19 protein-coding genes and 1 tRNA gene are annotated in these 25493 nt (G+C 50.1%); 11 read left to right on the forward strand and 9 right to left on the reverse strand.

Annotated elements, in window-relative coordinates; all coding sequences use genetic code 11:
• Window positions 1–89: 89 nt before the first annotated feature.
• Window positions 90–512: a hypothetical protein gene (locus tag HYT76_04250; GenBank protein MBI2082762.1), complete on the forward strand. Its 423-nt coding sequence runs from the start codon at window positions 90–92 to the stop codon at window positions 510–512.
• Window positions 505–1224 (forward strand): hypothetical protein, encoded by a 720-nt coding sequence (locus HYT76_04255; protein ID MBI2082763.1) that lies wholly within the window; start codon window positions 505–507, stop codon window positions 1222–1224. Before HYT76_04250 ends, HYT76_04255 begins: the two co-directional genes overlap by 8 nt.
• Before the next feature lie 39 nt (window positions 1225–1263).
• Here HYT76_04255 and mfd read toward each other — a convergent pair whose 3' ends face one another.
• Complete coding sequence (gene mfd, locus HYT76_04260) at window positions 1264–4629, reverse strand: transcription-repair coupling factor (GenBank protein ID MBI2082764.1); 3366 nt, start codon at window positions 4627–4629, stop codon at window positions 1264–1266.
• Between the two features lie 70 nt (window positions 4630–4699).
• Here mfd and HYT76_04265 point away from each other — a divergent pair, with 70 nt between their 5' ends.
• From HYT76_04265 to HYT76_04280, 4 genes are all read left to right on the forward strand, one after another.
• Window positions 4700–7624 carry a hypothetical protein gene (locus HYT76_04265; protein MBI2082765.1) on the forward strand — a complete coding sequence of 975 codons (2925 nt, stop codon included), beginning with the start codon at window positions 4700–4702 and terminating at the stop codon, window positions 7622–7624.
• 70 nt (window positions 7625–7694) lie between these two features.
• The gene (locus tag HYT76_04270) at window positions 7695–8249 is read left to right on the forward strand and encodes a nucleotidyltransferase domain-containing protein (protein ID MBI2082766.1); all 555 of its coding nucleotides are present in this window, start codon (window positions 7695–7697) and stop codon (window positions 8247–8249) included.
• Complete coding sequence (locus HYT76_04275; protein ID MBI2082767.1) at window positions 8246–8689, forward strand: hypothetical protein; 444 nt, start codon at window positions 8246–8248, stop codon at window positions 8687–8689. Before HYT76_04270 ends, HYT76_04275 begins: the two co-directional genes overlap by 4 nt.
• Window positions 8690–8707: 18 nt before the next feature.
• Entirely contained in the window at window positions 8708–10114 is a 1407-nt protein-coding gene (locus HYT76_04280; GenBank protein MBI2082768.1) for a hypothetical protein, read from the forward strand.
• On the opposite strand, the gene HYT76_04285 is transcribed toward HYT76_04280, so the two are convergent.
• The 3 genes from HYT76_04285 to HYT76_04295 are packed head-to-tail and all read right to left on the reverse strand — an operon-like array spanning window position 10103 to window position 15421.
• Window positions 10103–10477: a response regulator gene (locus tag HYT76_04285; GenBank protein MBI2082769.1), complete on the reverse strand. Its 375-nt coding sequence runs from the start codon at window positions 10475–10477 to the stop codon at window positions 10103–10105. The genes HYT76_04280 and HYT76_04285 overlap by 12 nt on opposite strands.
• Window positions 10478–14323 (reverse strand): protein kinase, encoded by a 3846-nt coding sequence (locus tag HYT76_04290; GenBank protein MBI2082770.1) that lies wholly within the window; start codon window positions 14321–14323, stop codon window positions 10478–10480.
• A gap of 9 nt (window positions 14324–14332) precedes the next feature.
• Entirely contained in the window at window positions 14333–15421 is a 1089-nt protein-coding gene (locus HYT76_04295) for a hypothetical protein (protein MBI2082771.1), read from the reverse strand.
• Between the two features lie 192 nt (window positions 15422–15613).
• On the opposite strand from HYT76_04295, the gene HYT76_04300 reads away from it, so the two are divergent.
• Window positions 15614–17095 (forward strand): response regulator, encoded by a 1482-nt coding sequence (locus HYT76_04300; GenBank protein MBI2082772.1) that lies wholly within the window; start codon window positions 15614–15616, stop codon window positions 17093–17095.
• Between the two features lie 7 nt (window positions 17096–17102).
• On the opposite strand, the gene HYT76_04305 is transcribed toward HYT76_04300, so the two are convergent.
• From HYT76_04305 to hisA, 4 genes are all read right to left on the reverse strand, one after another.
• Window positions 17103–17441 (reverse strand): histidine triad nucleotide-binding protein, encoded by a 339-nt coding sequence (locus HYT76_04305; GenBank protein MBI2082773.1) that lies wholly within the window; start codon window positions 17439–17441, stop codon window positions 17103–17105.
• Window positions 17438–17824: a phosphoribosyl-AMP cyclohydrolase gene (hisI, locus tag HYT76_04310; GenBank protein MBI2082774.1), complete on the reverse strand. Its 387-nt coding sequence runs from the start codon at window positions 17822–17824 to the stop codon at window positions 17438–17440. The genes HYT76_04305 and hisI overlap by 4 nt, the downstream gene beginning before the upstream one ends.
• Window positions 17825–18002: 178 nt before the next feature.
• Window positions 18003–18767, reverse strand: a complete 765-nt coding sequence (gene hisF, locus HYT76_04315) for an imidazole glycerol phosphate synthase subunit HisF (GenBank protein MBI2082775.1) — start codon at window positions 18765–18767, stop codon at window positions 18003–18005.
• Between the two features lie 120 nt (window positions 18768–18887).
• Window positions 18888–19601: a 1-(5-phosphoribosyl)-5-[(5-phosphoribosylamino)methylideneamino]imidazole-4-carboxamide isomerase gene (hisA, locus tag HYT76_04320; GenBank protein ID MBI2082776.1), complete on the reverse strand. Its 714-nt coding sequence runs from the start codon at window positions 19599–19601 to the stop codon at window positions 18888–18890.
• Window positions 19602–19747: 146 nt separating this feature from the next.
• Between hisA and HYT76_04325 the strand changes: the two genes are divergently transcribed.
• Window positions 19748–19819: transfer RNA gene (locus HYT76_04325), tRNA-Thr, on the forward strand.
• A 10-nt stretch (window positions 19820–19829) separates the two neighbouring features.
• Here the strand turns inward: HYT76_04325 and HYT76_04330 are convergent.
• Entirely contained in the window at window positions 19830–20051 is a 222-nt protein-coding gene (locus HYT76_04330) for a DNA-directed RNA polymerase subunit omega (protein MBI2082777.1), read from the reverse strand.
• 127 nt (window positions 20052–20178) lie between these two features.
• On the opposite strand from HYT76_04330, the gene HYT76_04335 reads away from it, so the two are divergent.
• The 3 genes from HYT76_04335 to gspE are packed head-to-tail and all read left to right on the forward strand — an operon-like array spanning window position 20179 to window position 25490.
• Window positions 20179–21147 (forward strand): hypothetical protein, encoded by a 969-nt coding sequence (locus HYT76_04335; GenBank protein ID MBI2082778.1) that lies wholly within the window; start codon window positions 20179–20181, stop codon window positions 21145–21147.
• A gap of 40 nt (window positions 21148–21187) precedes the next feature.
• Complete coding sequence (gene gspD, locus HYT76_04340; protein ID MBI2082779.1) at window positions 21188–23695, forward strand: type II secretion system secretin GspD; 2508 nt, start codon at window positions 21188–21190, stop codon at window positions 23693–23695.
• Window positions 23696–23720: 25 nt separating this feature from the next.
• Window positions 23721–25490 carry a type II secretion system ATPase GspE gene (gene gspE / locus HYT76_04345; GenBank protein MBI2082780.1) on the forward strand — a complete coding sequence of 590 codons (1770 nt, stop codon included), beginning with the start codon at window positions 23721–23723 and terminating at the stop codon, window positions 25488–25490.
• The last annotated feature ends 3 nt before the right edge of the window (window positions 25491–25493 follow it).

Here is a 25493-nt window from a genome sequence, read left to right on the forward strand (position 1 = left end):
AACCCAGCCTAATCTTTGCCTGAAACTATTTCGAGTTGGGGACGATAACAGAGCCGAGACTGGGTAGAAAAACAAAGAGGAGATTCGTAATGTCTTGGGCTTCAACTATTCCAGGGGCGGTTACAGACGCGGCACGGCGGGTATTTCAAACTCTTCAAGCTCAGGGGCGTGTTAAGTCACTGACCCTTCCGCTGGTGAAGGCGAAGGGGGATGAGTTCTTGGAAGGGTTACGTCGAGTGAGCGCGACCATCTTTATGAGAGATAGTGGAGCGCCCTATTATGTGAACGCAGACGGGGCAAGACAGGTTGTTCGACTATTACGAGAGCCTCTGATTTATCCCAAATTTGGTATCGGTCGAGTCGATGCCTTTCTTTTAAGCGATTGGCTCGAACAGGCGCTGACTGAACATTTTTCCCAAATGGCCTCAATTCTGCTCTTCTTGGGCGGCCCACTCTTCGCGGTGGCCTATGGTGATGATAGGGAAGAAACGAAGAGTAAATTAAATGGCTGAGAAAACCACTTGGTACCCGGTACCTCTTAAATACACCGTCCTTATTGCGAGTCTCTCCATAACAACCCCCGTTTCCTCTGCAACCACACAGCCAAATAAAGATTTGAAGAAGATCGATATAGAGGTTAGCGCGATCGATAACCGGGTTTATGTCGCCGAGGCTGATTTTATTGTGGAGGCGCCTTATCAAGATGTTTGGGAGGTCATTATCGATATCGATCATATGGATCAATTTATGAAAAATTTTCTGTATGGAAGGACGGTCAGCGAAGCGGATGCCAAGGTCCTCCTCGATTGGAAGGATCGATCATTCCAGGAGATCCGCGAATTTATCGATCGAGATAAAAGCCCCGTTGACAAGCGGCTAAAAAAAGCGGTCTGGGGTCAGGAGGTCGAAAATTACGTCGTCGAGTTTTTTGATCTCCCTTGGCCAATTAAAAATCGGTGGGTCATTTTCAAGTGTTGGGATAGAGCCGGGGATCGTGTTCTAACTCGAAAGGTGGAGGCGGTTGGTGGGCTCATGAAGGGTTATGGTCTCTGGCGTGTTGAACCTCATCCCGAGAATCCGTCGTGGACAGTCGTTCATTTTGGCAACACAACGATACTTGATTTCCAGGTCCCCAAGTTTATTGGGAAGCGTGTTTCCCGATACGCCAGTGAATCGGCATCGGAATCCGTCAGAGACCGGGTCGAACAACTCGCCATGCAGTAGAACGATCTTTCAAACCACTTGGTACCCGGTACCTTTTGGTCATTGAACCCTAATCGTCAGCTCTCTCAGAAATTTCTTTGTTTCCATCAAGAGGTGATCATCCCGGACCGGTTTGTGAATAATCAATCTCAAATCCGGTGTCAACTTCATCACCTTCGGATCTTTTTTAATCATCTCCGTCAAGACCTCCGGTGGGAGGGGTGAGGTCGGATCAAAGGCGTACGAAAAATTTCGGCCATCGTAACGGATCTGTTTAAGTCGGAGCCTCTTTGCGTACGTCTTGACAGCGGAGAGTTCCAGGAGATTTTCCACTTCCACAGGAGGTTTTCCAAAACGGTCTCTGAGTTCATCGAGGATCGGCTCGATCTCGTCCTCGGAATCGAGCGACGAAAGACGGCGATAAAGTTCCAGGCGAAGCGGCGGGTCTGGTAGGTACGATTCAGGGATGTAGGCGGGGAGTTTGAAGTGGAGCTCTGGGTCAATTTCCTCCAAGACCTTTTCCCCTTTGAGTTCTCGGACCGCCTGTTCGAGGAGCTCGGAGTAAAGTTCATAGCCGATGGCGGTCATCTGGCCGGATTGTTCCCTCCCGAGCAGATTTCCGGCGCCGCGGATTTCCAGGTCGTAGTTTGCCATCCGAAAGCCGGTCCCGAGTTCGGAAAATTTTTGGAGGACCTGCAGGCGTTGTGTCGCCTCGGGTGTCAATTCCTTATCCTCGGCGATCAGCAGATAGGCATAGGCGCGGTGCGCGCCGCGACCGACACGCCCACGCAGCTGATAGATCTGGGCGAGACCGAAGCGATCCGCCTCATTAATCAAGATGGTATTTGCGGTCGGGATATCAATGCCTGACTCGATGATCGTTGTGCAGAGCAGCAGATTGAATTCCTGATGATAAAACCGGATCATGATCTCCTCGAGCCCCTCTTCCTCCATCTGGCCATGCGCGATCTCGCATTTTGCCTCCGGAATCAGCTTTTCCAGAAATTCCTTCATCTTCCCCATCGTCTGGATATTATTGTGAAGGAAAAAGACCTGCCCGCCTCGCTTGATCTCCCTCGAGATCGCCTCTCGAATGACCGAGTCCTGGAACGGCATGACGAAGGTTCGGATCGCCAGTCGATCGGTTGGTGGTGTCTCGATGATACTCACGCCCCTGATCCCAACCAGCGACATATAAAGGGTCCTTGGGATCGGCGTGGCGGAGAGGGTGAGGGCATCGACATTTTTTCGGAGGTGTTTAATTTTTTCCTTATGACTGACACCAAACCGGTGTTCTTCGTCGATCACCAAAAGGCCGAGATTTTTGAAAGAGATATCGGGTTGGAGGAGACGATGGGTCCCGATCACGATATCGATATTTCCCAAGGCCATCTCCTGAAGCACCCTCTTTTGTTCGGCACGTGGCCGGAATCGAGAGAGCATTTCAATGCGTACGGGAGTGTCGCGAAATCGCTCGGCAAACCGCTCGGCATGTTGAAAGGCCAAGAGGGTGGTCGGGACCAGGATCGCTGTCTGTTTCCCATCGAGCGCTGCCTTGTAGGCGGCCCTCATAGCGACTTCCGTTTTCCCATAGCCGACGTCGCCTAAAATAAGGCGGTCCATCGGTCGCTCATGCTGCATATCAGCGAGCGTCTCGGCGATCGCCCTCTCCTGATCCGGCGTTTCTTCATAAGGGAAGCTCGCCTCGAACGCCTCAAACATCTCGTTCGGAGGGGAGAAGGCAAACCCCTTGCCCGCGGTTCGTGCGGCGTAGAGATTCAAGAGGTCGCCGGCGATCTGACGGATCGTTTTTTCCGCCTTTTGACGGATCGTGATCCAGGAGGTCCCCCCGAGTTTGTCCAGTCTCGGCGCCCCATCACCCCCCGTATATTTCTGGATCAGATTGAGCCGGTAGATCGGCAGATAAAGTTTGTCTTCCCCGCGATATTCGATCAGCAGGAAGTCGTTGGTGATCCCATCGATCGTCATCGGGGTCATCCCGCGATAGAGGCCGATCCCATGTTGTGTGTGGACGAGTGGATCACCCAATTTGATTTCAGCGAGAGACGAGAGTCCCTCCCAGGAGGAGCTTTTTTGGGGTCGGTGAATTCTCGGCCCAAAAATCTCTTCGTCTGTCAGATAGGTGAGATGCCCCGCGGGATCCCGGAATCCGGTCGCAAGGAGTCCCACTTTTATTTCGAAAGGGAAGGGAGTCGGGAAATAAGGAGACAAAAGGTCCTGGAGTCGGCTCCGTTGGGTCTCACTGGAGGCGACGAGGATCACACGATCGGTCTCGAGCCAGCCTTTAATCGCTCGAGCGATCGGGGCGAGCGGTTCCTGACTCGATTTCTTGATCTCGCTTCGAAGGTTGTGGGTTTCTATGGGAAATGAAAGGGTGTCCGGTCCCCCAAACGGGACGAGTTCAAGATGAGTTCCTGATTGATTCTCCCATAGTTTGTTTTGATTGATGACCTCTTGAAGCGTGATCAATGGATGTTCCAGGCTCTGGCAGAGTGAGTTTACTTCATCGAGATAAGACTGAAGAGAACTGCTCACCGCCGATGGATCGTCGACAATCACAAGAGGGTTCGAGAGGTAATCGAAAAAAGTGGCCGGCTTTTCATAAAAGAAAGGGAGATAGGTTTCGATCCCGGAGAAATAGATCTCGGACCCGATCTTTTCCAGAAGCGGTCCCCAGTAGCTCTTCGGGATATCCTCTGTTTCGGCCCGACTTCGGATCGCCTGCTGAAAGTTTTTGAAATTTTCTTTCCCCAAAACGATTTCGCGTGCCGGGGCGATTTCGATCCGATCGATCGGGTCGATTGTCTTTTGGGACCTCGGATCAAAAATGCGGATCGATTCTATCAAATCCCCGATCCATTCGACGCGAATCGGTCGTTCTTCCGTGGAGGGGAAGAGGTCGAGGAGTGCGCCACGGACTGCAAAGGTTCCGCGATCGGTGACCAATGTTACCTTTTCATAACCCCACTCCGAGAGTCTCCGGATCAAGGCGGTTCGATCGACCTCCAGGCTGTATTCGAGCAGAACTTTTTGAAAAACCGACGAGGGGGGGAGGAAAGTGGCGATCGCTGTTGGTGTGGTCACGATGACCCGGCATTGTTTTTTTAAGAGGCGTGCGAGGATCCCCATGCGCTGACAGGTGACGTCGAGGTGCGAGGAGAGTGGTGTGAAGGGGAACGCATCGTGGGGGAGAAAGAATTCGGAAGCGATGCCGAAAAATTCGAGGTCATTTTGGATTTGTGAGGCCTCTTTTGAGGAGGGGGCGAGATAGACCACCGCCTTCTTCGTCTCTTTTCCCAAGAGACGGGAGAGCAGGTATGCCTTTGACGACCCCACGAGACCGGTGCAACGAACTTGAGTTTCACCACCCGCGAGGCGCTTGGTAAGTTCCTCCAGCGGGGTCATTTTTTGAAACTAGGGTCCTCATCAAATTAAATCAAGTAACTAATTGATATTGCTTCTATTTTTATTCAACATGAAGGCAACTCCACCCCCTCTAACTACCGATAATAATTGGGATATGGTGTCATTGCCGGCGGATCTCGAAAGATCGTATAAAAATCTCGAGCAGCGGTTTGTCTCACTTGTGGAGCGAAACCGATATTTTACTCAAAAAACCAACTCATTTATTCGTGGCATTGCCGACAGGCTCTCCGGTGCGCAAGAATTTCGAGAGACCTATTCTCAAGCGCTCTGGGACGGAAGTTGTTACCTGAATCAGGCGAAACAAGAATTGGCCTCTGGCAATCGAGGGGTGGCACTTTCTGCACTTCGAGAAGCCGATCGATACCTCGATCGCGCGGAACTTTTTTGGGGAGGTTATCTACGAACAACGAGAGGGGGTGCCGAGTCGGCGGAGACAGGACTAAGCACCCTTTCAAAGGGTTTTCTCGTGATGGGGGGTGTTGGACTCGGGGCCGTTGCCTTGGGATTGGGCGTTGCCGCTGCTGCCTCGATGGCGGTTGGTGGCGGATTGATCGGGGCGTTTTTCGGATCGGGGGATGGTTTTGGATTGCTCAATCCCCTTCCAGAGAAAGAAGAGAAGAAACAAATGTCTTTGCTCGGTCCCGGTGCGACTCGAATTAAGGCAAAAAAAGATGAATCAAAGAAGGAAGAAAAGAAGCCGCTTCTCTGTGAAGGGTTCGATGGAAAAGGCAAAGGAATCAAAGGCGGAGAGCGGTGTCTGACACCGGAGGTGAAGGAGATTGCATTCGAGGAGATTGAGAAAAAGACACGGCCCGCAAGCCCGGTTGCAAAAAAGGATCTGCGGCCTCTGTCCGGGGTGGAGGAGATCGTCACCAAAATAGTCAAGGCGCTTACCGAGTTCGGAGAAAAAGGGATCTCATCACTCAAGATTGGGCGGACACTTTTGGATTACGACAAAGCGACGGATAAATCCGGCATGACTCGTGAATATTTCAGCTTCCTTGCAAAGGATTTGGATAAACATCTCGATCAATATCGAAAAGAGCTCGCCGAGGTTTCGGACTGGAGGGAGAAGGTCAAGCTCTTAAGGGAACTTCTCTTTCGGGATTATTTTTTCGACTACCGATCGGGACAGGCAAGTTTCTTGGGGCTTCTCGACAAGCACGGGGGAAATTGTGAGGCGAGGACAAAGCTTTTTCTCTATGCGATGGAGGAGCTTGGGATTCCACTTCCAGAGGGATGGCGATTCGCGGTCCAGAGATATCAGGGGGAGAAGGCGTTTGATTCCCATATAGAACCGGTTCTCGTTTATATCGATGCCGGGACAAAAGAGGTTCAAGAGGTCTGGCATCTGGTGGACAATCAAACCTTCACCGAGGCGAATGGGCCGGTGGTCAGGGCGCCGATCTTCGATCCCCATTATCTCCTCTTCGGTCTGTTGTTGGCCCAGGGAGTGACCCCGCCGATCCCGTTCGAAAAACTTTTGATCGCTTCACCTCCTCCAGAGCTGCTGGCAGCACAGAGATCGGCAACCGCTTCTCCGGCTGGTGAAGCGATCAAGACAAATTCGAATCTCATACTTCCCGGTGGTGCCGGAAGTTACTCCGATAGCCCACCACCTGAGCGCGCCTTTTCGACGAGTAGTTCCGGAGGTGTTGAGCTCTCCACCTCGGACCCTCGTCTCAAAGGTCTTCTTGATGCACTTGAGAAGGGTCCTATTGATATGCGTTGGGAAGGGGCTGGCGAGAATGTATTTAAGATTAGAGTGATGAATGACGGAGAGCGTCAGGTCTATCGCAATTCACACTTTGTCGTTCACTACGACACGACTAGGAATCAAGGAGGAATTGACCAGATCCTGTTTTATCGAGGGGAGGATGCAGCGACTTTTATTTTCCTTCCCACTATGGAGAAGAAGAAATTTCTGCTCCATCTCGCTGAGCAGTCTATTTCCGAAATGCTTACGGGTCCGACCTACCATCGGGCGAAGGCGCTTCTTGAGAGACCTGGGGAGGTGATGCGGCGGGAAGAGGTTCCGTCGATTCGATCGGCGATTAAATTTTTGAAGGATATCGGGACGGTTAAAAGTTCTTATGCAGGACATATTGCTGCGGTAGAGAAGAGTATGGGAGTTCAGACGAACCCGAATGCTGCTGGAGAGTACAACGAACTCTTGTCACAAATTCCGAGCTATCAATATCTGGACCAGCAAGAGAGAGAGCTCTATTATGCGATCTACAAGTCACCGGAGAATTTCATCGTGTTAATGGACAGGTTCCCTCCCGAGAGGCGACAGCTCTTCATGGATCTGGTCCAGCAGCTTGGGGGAGCTCCGGAGGCCTCGCATTGGCTTGCGAAAGCGATCGCCAACAGGCGTCTGATAGGTGTCGGAAGGAGGGAGGGGTTCGAACCACTGAAGGTTAAGGTCAATCTGGTCTACATGCCAAACTCTCCAGTCGATCTGCCGACACTCGGACCAACAAAGACGGACGAACGACCCGAAGGGCCAATCGATCAAAAGGGCCAAAAAACGGTTGGGAAAAAGGGGGAGCGGCCCTTTCCCAGTAAGGTCGAGGCGAGGCATTACATCTCGGCATCGACGATGGTCGATCTGATACTTCGTTTTGGACGTAATACTGAAGTTGCCGCCCGATGGAATCCGTCACTGACACGGGAGTTTGAACGGATGACACGGGATGAGAAGCGGGATCGTGAATTTTTGGTTGTCGTTCCGAACCTGATTCGTGCCTATCCGAAAGGTGCAAGGACCAAGTTTATAGATACAGGAGAGACGGTTGAGTTTGCAGTTCCTGGAGGCGTCCGCAAGAAAATCTTTCTTAATGCACCTCCGGATCTTGCGCGTATTATCGAGGAGATCCGGAAACGAAATCCGGATGCGTTTAATGACCTGATTGTTCCGAATGCAAAGGCGCCTGAAAGTTTGGGAGGAGATGTTTTTGTCCTCGAAAGATGATCGAGCACTTCTTTTTGCCCGCAGTTTTCACTTGTATTAAAGTACAACATATGTTGTATATTAACACAACATGATGGATCTTTATTCAAAGGGGGTGCGGCAGATTTTCGTTTATTTTATGACGAATCCGGGCCGGACTCATCATTTGAGGGAGCTTTCCACGCTCCTTTCGATGGACCCAGGCAATCTCTCGCGAGAAATGAAACGACTCACCGAGATGGGGCTTTTTACGGTCTCCGAAAAAGGGCGTCTCAAGCTCTTCACCCTGAATCAGAAACACCCCCTCTTCAAGGAGATCCGGGGGCTTATTTTAAAAACAGAAGGGGCGCCTGTTCTGCTTCGGAAAGCGTTTCAGGATATTTCGGAAGTAGAAAAGGCATTTATCTACGGTTCCTTTGCTGGCGGGAGGCCGGATGCCCAAAGCGATATTGATTTGATGGTTGTCGGAACCATCCGCACTATCGATCTGGTCAGGCTCATTCGTCCTTTGGAGAAGAAGTTAGGACGTGAGATCCATTATCGGATTTTTAATCGTAAAGAGTTTGAAAATCGGCTCAAGAAGAAGGATTTTTTTTTAGCCAACGTGATGAGTGGGCGTAAAATACCCATCAAAGGTCCCGAATGAAAGAAGACCGGCGATTTAAAGATCATTCCTATCGACCCGAGGAGATCAAAGGGCATCTCGAAGGAGCTCGTAAAAAGTTAAAGGCTGCCTATAAAATTGCCGATCTGGACGAAGAATCCTCCTACGAGTTGTCCTATGAGGCGATGTTGAAGGCTTCTTTGGCCCTGATCCTGCGGCATGGTAAGCGTCCCCGCAGCCAGGTCGGACATCATATTGCCATCATTGAAATGGCCAGTTTTTTATTGGGAGGCGAGTCTGCTGACTTGATTCGGTCCTTTGATGAAATGAGAAGAAATCGGAACATCTTCCTTTACGGGGGAGATTTCTTTGCGAGCGATCATGAAGTCAAAGATGCTTTACAAGTCGCGAAGCAATATCTTGAGTTGGTCGAAGGGAAATTGAAAGAGGATCGACCGCACAGTCATAATAAGGTAGAATAACAAAACTAAGGAGGTTTCATGGGAGGAGGCGGAGGAGTAAAAAAAGCCCACCATGACGGCCATGCGCATCATAAACCCCATGCGCATACTGTTCATGACGAAAAGGGGACTGTTTTAGGAACGATCGATCATAAGGACGCCGGTGCCCACAAGCCTGGGGCCTCTTTTGTCCGCGATGAGGGTGGAAAATTAGGAAAGCCTCATTATGATCGCCATCAGGGCAGGGGACTTGATGAGTGGAAGGGGCGCAATCTCAGTCTGATTGAGGCAAAAATCAGGGCCTCCGAATTGGCCCCGAAGGAGGCTTCTCAACAGGAACCGTCTGCCGGAAAGACCAGCACCCTTATTACAGAACGAATCGCTCTCTCCGGGAAAAAGGGAGAGGAGTTTCAAGAGGTCAAGACAATCCTTCAAAAAGGACTGCTGTCTCCTTCTATTGCAACGTCATCATCGAAGATACCTCCCGTAGTGGAAAAGGCGCTCGTTGCGTTTCTAAAGGTTTTTTATTCCTGGTTTGCGAAGGGGGAAGGGGAGGCGAAGAAGCAGGAGTTTGCCCTCCCGCCCGGTCAGGAGCGTTATGCGAAGAAGGAAGAAAAGGCCTGGGTTGATTTCGGAAAAAGGTTTCTCCCGTTTGTCATGGGAAAGAAGACCGATTGGAAAAATGTCGAGAAGGCTGTTTATCGCGGGATGGTTCAAAATCCACCTGAGTTCCTTGTCTCCAGATCAAGCCAGAGGGAGAGGGCCGAGAAGGTGCTCGCGATTTTGTTTTCGGATCTCAAATTTATGAACGGTAAATCAGAAAAATTCGCCCAACTTTTGGTGACGAATCCGCTCCAGTATTCCCAGATGTTGCAGAGGCTTTCTTCCCTGCAACCCGGTGACCCTCTGGCGAAGGCTGTTTTGGCAGAATGGTTTGGCGGTTCCGAGCTTAGCTTTCTCGTCCTCTCACACAGGGTCGTGCAGCCCGATCTTGCGAAGGCATTCAAGAGCGCCCTGACAGAATCGGTGGAGGCGAGATCGGTCGAGGGACTCTACCAGCCCGAGGTGACGAAAGGGATCGCCCTTTCGGCGCGGACCGAAGAGATTGTCGCTCGGGAGCTTGACCTCAAGCTGAGGCCTACCGCTCAGGAGGGGGTGACTGATGAGGGGAGAGGGGTTTTGGGTTCCGGTCAAACACCGTCTGTGGGGGAAGAGGCAGCCAAGACGATCTTCGGTTTTAGAAAAAAGAGGAAGAGGGGTGGAATGGGGGGGGCGGATATCGATGAGATCCTGATCCCCGGTTTTGTCCCCTGGTATGAATTGGTTTTCAAACCGCGCAAGTGGAAGGGAAGGCCTCGCTGGTGGGTCCCCCTGCTTTATCTGATTGCCGCGTCGACGATCGGGTTGGGATCGGTCTACGTCTTTAAATTTCTTTTACAAAGATAGTTCTTCCTGATTCATCGCCCGCAAGACACTTTTTTCGATCTCGTCGAGACCAAACGGTTTTGTGAGAAAGTCACGCACCCCGAGGCGCGTTGCCTCTGCGAGGGCCTCAGAGTCTCCAAACCCGGTGATCACAATAGCGCGGACTTTGGGGGAGTGTTCCTTGATTTTTTCCAATGCGGCCAAACCATTCATGCGGGGCATCCGGAGGTCGAGGACGACCACCTCGACATGGTTATCCTTGCAGAGGGAGAGCAGTTCCTCTCCATCGAAGGCGATTGAGACGTCATATCCTTTTTTTCGAAAGAATCGCTGAAGCCCTATCGTTAGGCTTCGATTGTCATCGGCAATGATCAGTTTTCCCATTTAGGCATCCTCTGAAGAAGGTTTATGAGCTGGGATCATCAGTGTGACCCAAGTCCCTCCGTTTGGTTGATTGCCAATCGCCATTTTACCGCCATGTTGATGGAGAATACTTAACGCCATCGTAAGCCCGATCCCCAGTTTCCCCTCACCGGAACCGGAACTTGTTGTGAAGAACGGCTCGCAAATTTTCGTCATGATTTCTGTGGGGATTCCAGGTCCATCATCTGAAATGATCAGTTTATGCCAGGAGTCGGAGGATTGAATCTGGAGTTGAATGGTGCCCCCTCCCTGAGGGAGCAAGGAGTCATGTGCATTCGAAAGAAGATTCAGGATCGCCTGATGCAGGAGATTAAAGTTCCCCTGAAACCACAAGGGGTGATCGGGGAGTGATGTTTTGAGTTGAATCGTCGGATTTTTGAGAGAGGCAAACTCTTCTAAAGTATTCTTCGTCACTGCAGTGAGGTCGAGGAGCTGGAATTCCGGCTTTTGATTGCCGGCAAGGGATCGGACTTGATGAAGCAGATTGCCGATCTCTTCCACTGAGTTCAGAACAGGCTTGAGTGACTCATTCCCTTCTTGCAGCGCCATTTCCACATGGCAGCGGATTGCGGCGAGGGGACTGGAAATTTCATGGGCAACTCCGGCAGCCATCTGATTCAAGGTTTTTATTTTTTCTGATTGAATCATGAGGGTTTCATTTTCTTTCATCGTACGATTTTTCTCCCGGACCTCTTCCATAAGCCTTGAGTTGATAATGGCCAGAGAGGCCTCGTCAGCAAAGGCTTGCAGGAGGGGGAAGACCCCTTGATAAGAAGTATTCTTTCGAGAATCGGCATAAATGATCCCCAAGGTTTCTCCGTTCGCATTCATGGGCAAACAGAGGATCGATTTAAGTCCCAAATTAGCGACACTCTCGATGACAGGGTTGAGTTCTTGGGCATCTTCAATGAAAGAGGGGAGCCCGGATTGAAGGACATTGTGTATGATGGTCGATGAGATTCGACGACCGATTTCCTGGGCGATATTCCCCTCCAGATTTTGGGAGGCGCTGACCTGAAAGCTCTCACCACTTTTGAGGATTAAAATTCCTCGGTCGGTTTGGGAGAGTTCCAGAACGCTTTTGAGGATTGAGCTGACCACTTCAGATGTCGGCCGGGCAGCGGCGATCATGGCATGGACGACATGGAGTCGATCGAAAAGGGTGACAAGATCTCCTCCCCTTTCTTTGAATAGCGCCTGATTCCTTGCCGAAGAGAGACCGGCGCGTCCCAGCTTTGCCGCCACCCATTCGAGGGTGATGAAATCATGCCTCTTCTTGCTGATTCGCTCGAGGATCGGAAAAAGGTTTCGGGGGAGCTCTTGTTGCAGGATTTGCGTCAGATCATCGCTCTTCAATTCATTTCGGGCATAGTGTGCGAGGAGTTGGAGGCCTTGAAAATCCTGTTTAAGGGAGTGTCTTGAATCAGGGGTGAGGGAGGATTCAATGAAATTTCTTTCCTGATCGAAGGTTTTCCAATCCTCTTTTTCAAGTGCGACCCGGAGGAGTCCAATTTTAGCAAGGGATTCCTCTTCTCTGGTGCCGAGCGTCGTAAAACGCTTCAGGGCCTCCGCATAACTCAATTCTGCTTCGGACAGTTTTCCATCAGAGGCGTAGATATCTCCACGGATAAGGAGGCCATATCCCTCGAGATAGGGGAGCTTCTTGGCCTGTGTGAGATGGAGTGACTCTCGTATCAACTCCTTGGCCCGAAGGAGATTTCCCATCTGGAGATGAGTATTGGCGAGATTGTTCAGGACCCGTGGAATCTCGAGTGTGTAATTGATCCTTTGGAAACGGATAAGACTTTCGTAATACCGTTCGAGTGCCTTGGCATAATCCTGACGCTGCTGATACAGGGCGCCCAGGTTCATCAGATAGGAGCCTTCTCCCATCAGGTCATAAATCTCCCGCGCTCCCTTCAGCGCCTTGAGATACTGTTTTTCCGCCTCTTCTTCCCGGTTGGTTCTAAGCATCAGGTTGGCGAGACTATTATCGGCTGCCGCGACATGGAGTTTATCGCCGATTTTGAGATAATATTTTCGTGCCTCTTGAAAACAATCTTCTGATTTTTGTGAATGGCTACGATAAAAGTTCAGCATTCCACGATTGTTCATCAGATTTGCCAGCTCCGGCTGAGTCAGTGAGTCTGGGTCTGTCGTCTGAAGGATCTCTTCCGCTTTGTTGAGATCTCCTTTTTTAATCCAGGCCTTTGATAACAGGAGTTGCCTGGCAAAGGTTGCCTGAGGACTGTTTTCCAGGATGGAGATGGTTTTATCCAGGTCCCCTTTTTCGTAATAAAGTTCCGCCAGGGTGTCCCGATGGGATTCGTCTCCTTGTTGCAGCCTCCCTTCGTAGAAGAGGATCGTTCGCTCCAGCGATCTCGAATAGTCATTTTTTTCTTTCTGTCGAAATCCATGGAGAGAGTCTTTTTCATAGAGATCGAAGAGATCTGTCTGGGCAAGCTGGGCGGAGATTGGTTCAAAGGGAATCAGTGAGTCTTCGTAAAGTTTGTCGACAAGGGAGATAATTCTGGAGGGAAACCCTTCTGTCAGGAGGAAAACTTCTTTGGCGAAGGTCGTCGGAATGTCGCCATCGAATGTGTTTTCAAGGAGTCTCGTCGTTTGATCTTCTGTTAGATACGGGAGCTCCAGTCTTTGATACGTTTCCTGGGGAAGCGGAAGGAGTGGCCATTCCGTAACAGTGGCGATGACCTTTCCTCCCCCTTTTTGATTTTTGCTGACGAGACCCATTTGTTCATGAAGAGAGAGCGAATCGAAATTGTCGATCCATTGAATCGTTTCACAGGGGGCATCATTTTCTTCACAAATTCTTTTAACCTCCTTGAGGAATCGTGTCTTCCCAGCCCCCGGCTGGCCTCGAATGAGAATCAGCGTTGTGTTTTGATCTTTGAGTGACCGGGAAAGGGTTTTGAAGGTCATTTCATGACCCACAAACGGGAGGGAGGAGAGCCGTTTTTGACGCGAAGGGATTGTTTCTGTCGGAAATTTTGTGCCGAAGGTCAGATTGATTTCACGGATCAATTCCGCAGCCTCTGCAGGCCGATCCTGCGGATCTTTGTTGAGGAGACGCAGAATGAATTCCCCCCAGGCAGGTGGCAGGGAAGGGAGAAGCCGGCTTGGGTGATCCGGTGTGTCCAGATGATGGGCCTTCAGGGCTGTTGGGAAGTCAGCGATCTGGAAGGGGAGACGGCCTGTGGTGAGTTCGAAAAGAAGAATTCCGAGACTATAGATGTCCGATCGGGGAGAGGGGTCTCCGCCGGAGAGGATTTCTGGTGCGAGATAGGCAAGTGTCCCTCCGATCGGTCGGTCGTCTTTGGATTTTTTCATTTCCCGAGCGAGTCCAAAATCAACCAGCTTTATCTGACCGGATTCGAGAAGGATATTGGAGGGTTTTAGATCGCCGTGGGCAATCCCACGCTCGTGGAGGTGGGCCAATGCCTGACAGATTTGTACCGTAACTTCCAGAATCTTGGGGAAGGGGAGTCGACCGATATGATTTTGGAGGGACTCTCCCGGAATATATTCTTCTGTAAAATAGAAACGCTGACTCTCCTTGTCATAACCGAAATCGTAAATCTGGACGATATTGGGGTGACTCAGATGCGTGAGACAACTGTATTCTGCCCTCAGGTATTGCAGGTCTCTCCCCTCGACAGGACGAGAGATCATCTTCAGGGCGACCCTTTTCCCCCCATTGGTTCTATCCAGTGCAATATGGAGATCTCCCATCCCTCCTTTTCCGATTTCTCCGCAAATCTGATAACGATCTCCAACTGAAAGACTCATTCGCCTACCTCATTTCTTTTTCCCCTTATTTTCCTTCTGCTGATTGTCGTTTCCTTGATCCGAGTTTCCCTTTTTGTCCTGTTTGTCATCGTCTTTGTCTTTTCCCGAATCATCTTTCTTGTTTTCGTTTTCATTACTGTTTTTGTTCTTCTCATCGTTGTTGTCGTTCTGCTGATTGCGGTTTTCCTCACGATCTGAGTTTCGATTTCCTTCTTCTTGTCTCGGACTGTTTCCCCTGTGATCAGCGGTCTCGCTCTCACTCGATGAGTTATTTTGTTCTTCTCCGTCTTCTTCTATTTCATCTTGTTTTTCATTGGCCTCTTCCTTCTCTTTTGCAGGCTTTGTCTTTTTGGTTACTTTCGTGCTGGCCGCTTCTTCAAAATGACTTCGAATTGACTCTCGTACCGATTGTGACATCGGATCATCCGAGTCTTCGGAGATCCGGATCGTTTCATTGGGTGAGAGATTGTAGAGAGAGACAGCCTCTTGGAGTTCCACAACAACCTCCTGATAGGTTTCCAGAGTTGGCAATGTGATATTGAGGTCGAATTCGAGTGATTTAGAAAAGGCCAAGGCCTGGAGATTTGGACTTGCTGCGAAGGTCAGGATCTCTTCTGGAATCGCGGCGACAGTTTCTATCGGTTCTGTTGAGTTGACCTCGAAGGTGTAGGTTTGTCCATTGGTTGTGAAGGAACCTTCGATCGTAATGGAGCTGAATGTCAGCGTGACCTCTTCGTAGGGGGAGTCCTGGAGGAGTCTTGTTGAGGCAATTTCGGCCGGTTCGTCTGTTGTGAGGTCAAGCTGGAGGTTCTCGTCCGCCAGTAATGATAATTCATCCCCAGAGTTTGAGGAGAGGGTAGCGTCATCCAACGTCAGTGCGAAGGTCTCCAGATTTCCTTCTGGGAGGTCTGCAGTCAGATGATTCGCTGAGGCGACAATCCGGATATCCCTGAAGATAGGAGTCGGGGGAGAATAGGCGGTCCCCTCACTGTTTTCATTCAAAAGGAATTTCCCGTTTGTTGCTTGATCACTCCCGAGACAGCCGAAGAGGGTCATGAAAAAGAGGAATACAAAATACCTGCGGAGAAAACCCACCATACGGAGCGATCTCCTTAAATTAAAATAACTTATTGATATAATAGCTCTTTACTATATGTTTGTAAACTTTTTTTCAATTTGAAAAGATAAATGATGTCAATATGTTACAGGAAGAGAGGCGGGGTATTTAGGACTTTAGCTTTGCCTGTTTTTTCGGGTACAATCGGACGTTCGATCGCAAGGGGGGAGATGATGATGGATCAAGAAATGCGGATCCTCTATCTGGAGGATAATCCCGGTGACAGGGAGCTTGTTGCCCTTCAGCTTCGGGAGTTTAATCCTCTCTTTTCCCTGAAAGGGGTTGAGACAAAAGAGGAGTTTTTGGAGGCGCTCGATCTTTTCAAGCCGGACCTGGTTATTGTTGATTATAATCTTGCAGGATTTGATGTCCTCACGGTCCTTCCGCTCCTGAAAGAAAGGGTTCCCGGGACTCCGGTGATTGTTGTTTCCGGGACTGTTGGGGAGGAGGTTGCCGTTGAGACCCTTCGGCAAGGGGCGGTTGATTATCTTTTGAAAGATCGACTGTCACGTCTGGGGCCTGCGATAGAGAGGGCGATTAGCGAGGCAAGGGAAAAGGAGAGGATGCGCGAGCTTGAGAAGTTAAGGGACGAATTTATCTCGATGATTTCCCATGAACTTCGGACACCCCTTTCGCATCTCAAAGGTGTTGCCTCGAATCTCCAGAATAGGGTTGGGGGTGAGCTGACAGAAAAGCAGAGAGAACTTGTGGAGGTTATTACCCGGAATTTGAGCCGTCTTGAAGGACTCGTTCTCCACCTTCTTGATTTCTCGCGCTTCGAATCAAAACAGTCGAAATTCAAACCCCTGAAATTTGATTTAAAGACAGTACTCCGTGAAATTATGGAAAACTTCCAGATAGTCACAAAGGATCGGGATATTAAACTTCAGCTCAAGTTTGAATCAGAAACAGAATCAACCAGCCCTATCTTTGTACAGGCTGATGATTATCTTGTTCGACAAATTTTCAGACATCTTCTCGACAATGCGAGCCGGTATGTGCGGCGAGAAATCAGGATTTGTGTTCAAAAACAGAAGGGTTTTGTTGAGGTTGTGATAATCGATGATGGACCTGGAATTCCTCTGGAGAAGATGGGGAGTCTCTTTGGCAAATTCAGTCAACTGGAAAGGCCTGAAGGGGGAGCTGGTTACCAAGGGATCGGTTTGGGTCTCGCGATATGCAAGAAAATTGTGGATCAACATGGTGGAAAGATCTGGGCGGAAAATCAATCAACAGGTGGCGCTTCTTTTCACTTTACGTTGCCTGTTGTGGAATCTCCACAAATGAGCGGTGGGGGGAAAAAGATTTTGGTGGTTGATGATGAGCCGGATCAGGTCCTGGCGATCCGTGATCTGTTGGAGATGGAGGGGTATGAGGTGATTGAGGCTGCGGAGGGGGTTCGGGCGATAGAGTTGGCGCACAAGGCAAGACCGAATCTGATCCTCCTCGATCTTCGACTCCCGGGGGGGAGCGGCAGGACGGTCCTCGAGGCACTTCGTTCAAAAGAGGAAACGAAAAGAATTCCTGTTGTTGTTCAGACAGCGCTCTCAGAACCGGGTCTTTCGGAACGGGTTATCGCTGATGGGGCGCAGGATTTTTTGAGAAAGCCGTTTAGTTCAGAGATGCTTCTTGCCAAGATTCAGGCCTTAATTTGAAAATTTTTTATCCTGGCGGCCAATGAAAAGGGCGTCCACCGAGAAGGTGGAGGTGTAGGTGCCAGACCGACTGACCAGCGGCAGCGCCATTATTCAAAACAAGCCGAAAATCGGTTAACTTCAATTGTTGTGCGATCTCCTTCGCAACCCAATGAAGATGTCCGACCAACTCTTTATCTTGAGGGTCGAGCTGGGCCACTTTTTCAATATGTTTACGCGTGACAACAAGAATATGCGTGGGGGCCTGAGGGGAGATGTCATGAAAGGCGATACAGGATTCATCTTCGTGGATCATTTTGGATGGGATCTCTTTTTTGATAATTTTACAGAAAAGACATGTACTCATTTTTTGTAAATCTCTTTTGGTTCAAAAATCTTTTCCGCGATGATCTCTATCTTTCCCTTCTCAATTTTTCTAAAAAAGTCGCTTCGATACCCCTCATGACAGGTGGCGACCTTCTGATCTACTTTGATCAAAAGGGTATCCGCATCACAATCGATGAAGACCTCCTTCACTTCCTGCGTATGGCCTGATTCCTCCCCCTTGACCCACAATTTTTTTCGGGATCGCGACCAGAACGTGACATAGGGGCCTTTGAGAGTTTTTTCAACCGCCTCACGGTTCATATGGGCGACCATCAGGACTTCATTATTGTTGTAATCCTGAATGACGGCGGTGATGAGGCCGTTTTCGTCAAATTTCAGTTGGTCAATCACTGAGTTCATCATAACTTATCTCCAGTGAATCCCAAGTATTCTTTCGGAAGGTCCGAGAACCTGTTTGAGACCCACCTTTGAAAGTGAGCGATTTCGCGGCGGGAAGCCTTGGACCAGAGCGAAATCGCGGAACAATGCCGGGCGAGTTTCGCAGGACCTGGAGAGAGAACACTTGGGGTTCACTGTCTTATTAAAGTCGGACTGGGACATCATGTTGCCACAAAAATTCCTTTACCTCTTCAATGCGATAATTTCGAAAATGAAAAATGGAGGCGACGATAACGGCATTCGCCTCTCCCTTTGTCAAGGCCTCGAGGATATGACCCGGATTTCCGGCCCCTCCGGAGGCGACGACGGGGATACTCACCGCCTCAGAGACGGCTCGTGTGAGCTCGATATCATAACCTTCTCTTGTTCCATCACGATCCATGCTTGTCAGGAGGATCTCGCCGGCACCCAGCTTTTCCACTCGCTTGGCCCACTGAACCGCATCGAGCTTCGTCTCCTTCCGTCCTCCATGTGTGTAAACGCGCCATTTTTTTGTTTTGGGCACGACCCGTTTTGCATCGATAGCGACAACAATGCACTGACTGCCAAATTTCTCGGCCGCCTGCTGGATGAAAGAGGGGTTTTCGACCGCTTTTGTATTGACGGAAATCTTGTCGGCGCCAGCCAGCAAGAGTTCACGAATCTCTTGAAGGTTTTTAATCCCCCCTCCAACAGTCAGGGGCATGAAAATTCGATCTGCAGTCCGTTCGACGACATCGATTAAGATTTTTCTCTTTTCTGAAGAGGCTGTAATATCGAGAAAGGTGACTTCATCCGCCCCTTCTTCATTGTATTGGCTGGCCACAAGGGCCGGATCTCCGGCGTCCCGGAGATTAACGAACTTGGTTCCTTTCACAACACGGCCGTCTTTCACGTCAAGGCAAGGAATAATTCTTTTGGTCAGCATAAAAAGCAATAAATGTCGTTATACGGCGTCGCTCTCACTCGGTACTCCCTGCGACGTACCACACAAGTACGTCTCGGTCGACCTCGCTCGTGCTCCTTGTCTAACGCCATTTCTTGCTTTTTAAGAAACTGTTTGGAGTGCATCGAGCAAATTAATTTTTCCCTCATAAAGGGCTTTTCCCAAAATAGCACCAGTGACACCGATTTCCTTTAATTTTTTAAGATCGTCAAGGGAAGAGATGCCTCCCGAGGCGATGAGAGGGGTTGAGAGTCCATTCACCATTTTTTGAATCGCCTCAAAATTGGGTCCCGTCAGCATTCCATCACGCGAGATGTCCGTATAGATAATGCAGGCTGGTGAGTTAGATTCTAATTCTTGAGCGAATTTGAGTGCCTCTTGTGAGGTGATCTCTTTCCATCCTTTGACAGCGACTAGTCCATCCTTCGCATCGATACCCAGGGCGACCCGATTTTCGAATTTGGTACAAAGAATTTGCAACAGATCAGGATCCTCAATCACAGCGCTCCCAATGACGATCCGACCCGCTCCAAGGGTTAAAAAGATTTCAGCGGTTTCCTCATTTCGGATCCCACCGCCGATCTGGACGGGAACATCGACAGAGGTCATGATCTCTTCGATCGCCTTCACGTTGATGGGGTGTCCTTCAACAGCGGCATTGAGGTCGACGACGTGCAACCACTGCGCCCCCTCGTCCACCCATTTCTTTGCGGCATCGACAGGATTTTCAAAATAGACCTTCGCCTGGTTGAAGTCACCTTGTGCCAGACGGACGCACTTTCCTTGATAAATATCAATGGCCGGATACAGGATCATAATATCGGGGGGCGACTGCGTCGACTTCCCCCCCGAGCCCCCCACAAAGGTCGCTCGCGCGGAATGAATCCGACGCTCGCTCTATTCATGTGTTTCACATTGTATTTTTAAAGGGATTCGATAAGTGTTGCAACTAGTTTGATATTGCCACGGTAGCTCAGTGGTAGAGCAATCGCTTCGTAAGCGATAGGTCGTCGGTTCAATCCCGACCCGTGGCTTATTGACAATTTATTTTTTCGAGGGTTTCTTTTCTTCTTCTTCCCGAGTCTCACTAAATCCGATGAGGCTGGCGGCAATTTCTCGAAGGGCGGTGACGATTTCTTTGTTTTTGCAAGGATAAAGAGGTTCAACCCCTTTATAGAGTTCGCGGGCCCTCTTTGCAGCGATATGGACGAGCGCGAATCGGTTTTCGCAATTTTCGAGACAATCTTCGACAGTTATTCTTGCCATGGAGCGCAGTACCTTATGGGAGATAACGGTTAAAAGTCAAGTAATTAAACCGCTTGCCCGATCCTAAAAATGTGATATAATTATGCATAAATTAGCTTAATTTATAACGTCGGGAGGCTGGGGGCCTGTGGTTATCATTCTCAAAAGATACAGTTGGTGTCTGCACTTCGTTACCATTGCGATTTCCTGTTTTTTAGTCGCGCAAGCGATCTCAACTTTTGTCTCCTCTCTTTTAGGCTCCAATCTTCTCACCCCTGCTGTGGAGACAACCCCTGCTGAGGAGAAGATTACTGAAGATGAAAAGGGAGCGCCCACCGTAGAGGATTATTCAGTTATTGCTGAAAGGAATATCTTTAACTCGCAAGCTTCTGGTCTGGAAGAAGTTTCCACGGAAGATATGGCGGGAGAGATCTTGAATGAAGGCGGTCCTGCCGTGAAGACCTCACTCGATGTTCGAGTCTTGGGAACTCTTGTCGTTGGTGAAGGGATTGATCGACGCTCCTCGGTCACGGTGGGAGGTGGAAAAGGAAAGGGGGGCAAGGATGACGTCTATTATGTCGGAGATGAAAAATCTTTTTCAGCGAATGTCCGATTGACGAAGGTGATGAAAGATCGGATAGAGTTTATCAATAATGGCCGGCTTGAATATGCCGAGCTTTCCCTTGACAGTGGCAAGAAATCGATTTTTGAATCGGCTGAAAAAGTTCATGGAGAGAAAAAAGCGGCAGGGAGTTCTGGTCCTTCCGAGGAAAAGGTGGTAGAGACGGTTGGCAAGGAAGGGAATGTTACGGTGATAGATCAATCGGCAATTGATGATGCCTTGGCCAATCTTGATCGTTTCTATACGGAGGTCCGGATCGTGCCTCATTTCAAAGATGGAAGGGTTGCCGGCATGAAAGTTCTTTCCGTGAAGCCAGGAAGTATTATAAGTAAATTGGGAATCAAACGGGGCGATGTCTTGGAAAAAATTAATGGGCAGGAGCTTGATGTTAAACGGGGCATGGCACTCTTCAGTGAACTGAAGGATCAAAAGACCTTTAGCATTGATGTGCTGCGGGGGGATAAACATACCACACTCGAATACGAAATTAGGTAGAAAAAGACTCATTAGCTGTGTCTTGGTCATTACTTTTTTTGTGACTCAACTCAGTTGGGCGGCCGATGTCGCGCCGAATCCCCCCGTCACCTTACCAACTCCAAAGATGACCGCACCGGCACCATCACCTCCGACGACATTGCCCCCGGCGGTCAGTCTTGAACCTGTCTCACCGACTCAACCCCCTGTTTTGGAGCCAGCTGCCCCGTCACCAAGTCAAGTCGGCCCGCCGGTCATTGGATTGCCGCCGGCGATGACGGTTCCTCCAGCGGAGATACCACCGGCGGTCCCTGCCCCGAGTGATCTTGCAGCGCCGACCACTCCTCCAACACCAGCGGCAGAAGTTCCCCCCCCGGTAGAGACGGCAGTTCCTACGGTCTCCCAGCCGATTGGCCCGGCCCCAGCAACAGAAACAGAGAAAATTCTGGAAGAGGAGGGGATGTATTTTAATGTGGCCGATGAGGATATCACCGAGGTGATCAAGCAGATCAGTCGCGCCCTCTCCAAAAATTTTATTCTCGATGACAAGGCCTGCAAGGGGAAGATCACTATTATCAGTGAAAGAAAGATGACGAAGGATGAAGTTTGGGAGACGTTCCTTTCTGCGCTGGAGGCGAACAAGTGTACCATTCGTCAGGGACCGGCCGGTCTGTATCGACTTGTCCCGACGAGGGAGGCGATTAGCAATCCGATCGATTTTTATACCTCCGATAGTCCCTACACAGATCGCTTCATTACCCGTCTTATTACCATGAAGAATATCAGTGCGATTGATATGTCGAATGTGATCAAGAGTCTCGTCTCAAAAGAGGGGAACCTTTTTGCCTACCCGGTTACGAATACCCTGATCATTACCGATACCGGAACCAATATTGATCGTCTGCTTCGTCTCATCAAAGAGCTCGATACCGAAGGTCCTCAGGAGATTATGGAGATCATCCAGATTGTCTATGCCGATGCGAAAGATATCGCGTCGAAAATCACGCAGATTTTTGAAGAAGAAAAAGGGGGGGACAAGGCACGTCCGCGACGAAAAGGAGCAGAGGGGGAAGGTGGTGATGAGACGCCACTTCTTCGCAAGGTGATCCCTGATGAGAGGACAAACTCAGTGATCGTGTTGGCCTCCAAGAGGGCGCTCAAAGATGTCCGGGATCTGATCAAGAAATTGGATAGTCCACTCCAGGGGGCGGTGGGCGAGATCCATGTTCATTATCTGAGACACGCCGCCGCCAAGGATATCGCCTCTGTTTTAACCTCGTTGTCAGGGGCCCTTTCAAAAGACAAGGGACCTCCGGGGGCCCCAAGGCCTCCTGGACCAGGCGGTCCTGAGATGCTCAGTGGTGTTGCATTGGGGGGCAAATGGTCGGTAACGGCAGATGAAACGACAAACTCGCTTGTGATTACCTCGAGCGCGAAGGACTACCAGATCCTTGTCGATCAGGTGATCTCGAAACTCGATATCCCGAGAAAGCAGGTCTATGTGGAGGCGGTTATTGTCGAGCTTTCAATCTCTGAAGATCAGCAGTTAGGATTCGGGGCGATTGGAGGGAAGGCCTTTAATGTGGGTGGGACTCAGGTTGCCGCCTTTGGGAGCACCTTTGGTTTCCTCGACCCTTCACGTCTCTTGGGCGGAAGTGCAGGGGCTGTCAATACGGGGGATACAATTACCATCAATACACCCGGGGCCCCGGGCGGGACAGGAACGACCCAGTTGAGTGTCCCTGCCTTTTTTACAGCGCTTCAGTTGGCCAAAGGGACAACGGATGTGAACATCCTTTCGACACCGAATATCTTGACCCTCGATAATCAGGAGGCGGAGATCAAGGTCGGTCAAAAGGTCCCATTTCCCACGGCGGCAGCAACGACTATTGGAGGAAGTCTGCAGACAACCTTTACTCGGGAAGATGTCGCATTGACGTTGAAGATCAAACCACAGATTTCGGCGGCCGATACGGTCCGTCTTGAGGTGAGTCAGGAGGATCGCGAGGTCTTGCCTCAACAGGAACAGCCGAGTATTGCGACTCAGGCGGGTCCCTCGACGACGGAGCGATCGATCAAGACCGCGATTGTTGCCCAGAACGGGCAGACGATTGTGCTTGGGGGATTGATCAAGGATAAATATACGACCGTCATCAGCAAGGTCCCTCTCTTGGGGGATATCCCGATTTTAGGTTGGCTCTTCAAGACCCGGCGCAAGTCAAAACAAAAGGTCAATCTTGTGGTTTTCCTGACCCCTAACATTATTCGGGAACCGAGGGATTTTCTGGCGATCCTGCAGAGAAAGATCGAAGAAAAGAATGCCTTTATTGATGAGAATTACAGCAAGGCCCAAAGGAAGCAGATTCGTCAGTCAATGGCAACTCATTCCCGTCATCTCCTGGAATATACACCTTCTACGGAAGAGGCCCCTTTTGAAGAACCTCAAAAGGCGCCAACTCCTGAAAAGGCCCCGACTCCTGCTCCCACGCTGGAGCCAAAAAAAGAGTCACCCAAAAAAGAGTCGGGGGCTCCCTCGAGTCCTGATGAGGAAGTGGACCTGGCACTTTAATGGTGTTAAACTTGCTTTCTATCTTATGGAAGATCGATCATTAGGGGCGATCTTATTAGAGAACACCTCCCTCACCCAACAGCAGTTGGAGGAGGCTCTCGCCTATCAACGGGAAAAAAGTGTTAAGTTGGGGGATGCCCTCGTTCAACTCAAATATTTAAGGAACGAGGATATCTTGAAGGCGCTCTCGATCCAATTGGGAATCCCCTATCTGACGCGCATCGAACCTGAGTCTATTTCGCCGGAACTTATGAGCGTCGTCCCGCTCAACTACGCGAAGAAAAATGAGGTGATTCCGATCAAAAAGGAAGACAGGACCATGATCGTCGCGATGTCGGATCCCCTGAATCATTATATTGTGGATGATCTACGTGTTCTTTACGGGGCACCGATTCGGACTGTTATTGCCAGCTCCTATGAGATCGTTTCTGCAATTAATTCTGTGTATAACCGCATGAGCGACATGGGGGCGAAGGGGGCTGGACAGCTCGAGGAGGAGAATCTGGATACGATTGGCCAGGAATTGGAGGAGGTTCAGGATTTGCTGGATTCCGCGGATGAGGCCCCGATTATCCGCCTTGTGAACTCTCTGATCTTTCGTGCGGTGAAACAGAAGGCCTCTGATATTCATATCGAACCGTTTGAGAAGGATCTGATTGTGAGGTTCCGTGTCGATGGGACCCTGTATGATATTATGCATCCTCCGAAGAAGGCCCAGGCGGCGATTACCTCCAGAATCAAGGTCATGGCCAACTTAAATATTGCAGAAAAACGTCTTCCCCAGGATGGCCGCATTCGTCTGAAAATTGCCGGAAAAGATATCGATCTTCGTGTGTCGACAGTCCCGACGGCGGTCGGTGAATCGATCGTCCTTCGTCTGCTCGATAGGAGCAGCGTCGTTCTGGACATCGAAAAATTGGGGATCAATCCCCAGATACAAAAGAGGATCAATGAACTGCTCGACATGAGTCATGGAATTGTCCTTGTGACGGGGCCGACCGGAAGCGGCAAGACGACGACGCTCTATGGGTGTCTGACCAAGATTAATAAACCGGACCTCAAGATTATTACGGTGGAAGATCCGGTGGAATACCAGATCGAAGGGATCAATCAGATTCCGGTCAATCCCAAGATTAACCTGACCTTCGCCTCCGGCCTGCGGGCGATCCTTCGTCAGGATCCCGATGTGGTGCTGGTGGGAGAGATTCGTGATAAGGAAACCGCCGAGATTGCTGTCCAGGCGGCGCTGACAGGTCACCTCGTCTTCTCAACTTTGCATACCAATGACTCCGTTTCTTCGATTACGCGTCTTCTCGATATGGGGGTGGAACCTTTTCTGGTCTCCTCCTCCGTCATTGCCATCCTGGCCCAAAGACTGATGCGGACTGTTTGTCGGGATTGCGCCAAGAAATACAACCCTGACGAAGAGGAGCTCCGACGTCTGAATTTAAGACGCGAGGATCTGAAAGGACGCCAGCTCTATCGAGCGGTCGGTTGTCCCAACTGCATGCAGACCGGTTATTCAGGTCGTAGCGGTATTCATGAGCTTCTCCTGATCGATGAAGAGCTTCGTTCCCTTGTGATGAAGAATTGTGATGCGACCACGCTGAAGAGGGCTGCGATGAGGAAGGGAATGGTCACCCTGAGAGAGGATGCGCTTCAGAGGGCGATGAAGGGACAGACCACCCTCGAAGAGGTTTTGCTTGTGACGCAGGAAGATGTCTTGCGAGAGCGGCTGGAGCAGCCTCTTGAGCCATCTGCCGAACAAAATGTTTCCGAGTCACCGGTGAGCTGAGAT

It is taken from the genome of Deltaproteobacteria bacterium (assembly GCA_016180845.1).
GTDB lineage: Bacteria > UBA10199 > UBA10199 > JACPAL01 > JACPAL01 > JACPAK01.

What these genes read in the sequence shown, in the direction of transcription:
- HYT76_04250 (MBI2082762.1), top strand. Translation starts at nt 90, where the DNA reads ATGTCTTGGGCTTCAACTATTCCAGGGGCGGTTACAGACGCGGCACGG.
- HYT76_04255 (MBI2082763.1), top strand. Translation starts at nt 505, where the DNA reads ATGGCTGAGAAAACCACTTGGTACCCGGTACCTCTTAAATACACCGTC.
- mfd (MBI2082764.1), bottom strand. Translation starts at nt 4,629, where the DNA reads ATGACCCCGCTGGAGGAACTTACCAAGCGCCTCGCGGGTGGTGAAACT.
- HYT76_04265 (MBI2082765.1), top strand. Translation starts at nt 4,700, where the DNA reads ATGAAGGCAACTCCACCCCCTCTAACTACCGATAATAATTGGGATATG.
- HYT76_04270 (MBI2082766.1), top strand. Translation starts at nt 7,695, where the DNA reads ATGATGGATCTTTATTCAAAGGGGGTGCGGCAGATTTTCGTTTATTTT.
- HYT76_04275 (MBI2082767.1), top strand. Translation starts at nt 8,246, where the DNA reads ATGAAAGAAGACCGGCGATTTAAAGATCATTCCTATCGACCCGAGGAG.
- HYT76_04280 (MBI2082768.1), top strand. Translation starts at nt 8,708, where the DNA reads ATGGGAGGAGGCGGAGGAGTAAAAAAAGCCCACCATGACGGCCATGCG.
- HYT76_04285 (MBI2082769.1), bottom strand. Translation starts at nt 10,477, where the DNA reads ATGGGAAAACTGATCATTGCCGATGACAATCGAAGCCTAACGATAGGG.
- HYT76_04290 (MBI2082770.1), bottom strand. Translation starts at nt 14,323, where the DNA reads ATGAGTCTTTCAGTTGGAGATCGTTATCAGATTTGCGGAGAAATCGGA.
- HYT76_04295 (MBI2082771.1), bottom strand. Translation starts at nt 15,421, where the DNA reads ATGGTGGGTTTTCTCCGCAGGTATTTTGTATTCCTCTTTTTCATGACC.
- HYT76_04300 (MBI2082772.1), top strand. Translation starts at nt 15,614, where the DNA reads ATGATGGATCAAGAAATGCGGATCCTCTATCTGGAGGATAATCCCGGT.
- HYT76_04305 (MBI2082773.1), bottom strand. Translation starts at nt 17,441, where the DNA reads ATGAGTACATGTCTTTTCTGTAAAATTATCAAAAAAGAGATCCCATCC.
- hisI (MBI2082774.1), bottom strand. Translation starts at nt 17,824, where the DNA reads ATGATGAACTCAGTGATTGACCAACTGAAATTTGACGAAAACGGCCTC.
- hisF (MBI2082775.1), bottom strand. Translation starts at nt 18,767, where the DNA reads ATGCTGACCAAAAGAATTATTCCTTGCCTTGACGTGAAAGACGGCCGT.
- hisA (MBI2082776.1), bottom strand. Translation starts at nt 19,601, where the DNA reads ATGATCCTGTATCCGGCCATTGATATTTATCAAGGAAAGTGCGTCCGT.
- HYT76_04330 (MBI2082777.1), bottom strand. Translation starts at nt 20,051, where the DNA reads ATGGCAAGAATAACTGTCGAAGATTGTCTCGAAAATTGCGAAAACCGA.
- gspE (MBI2082780.1), top strand. Translation starts at nt 23,721, where the DNA reads ATGGAAGATCGATCATTAGGGGCGATCTTATTAGAGAACACCTCCCTC.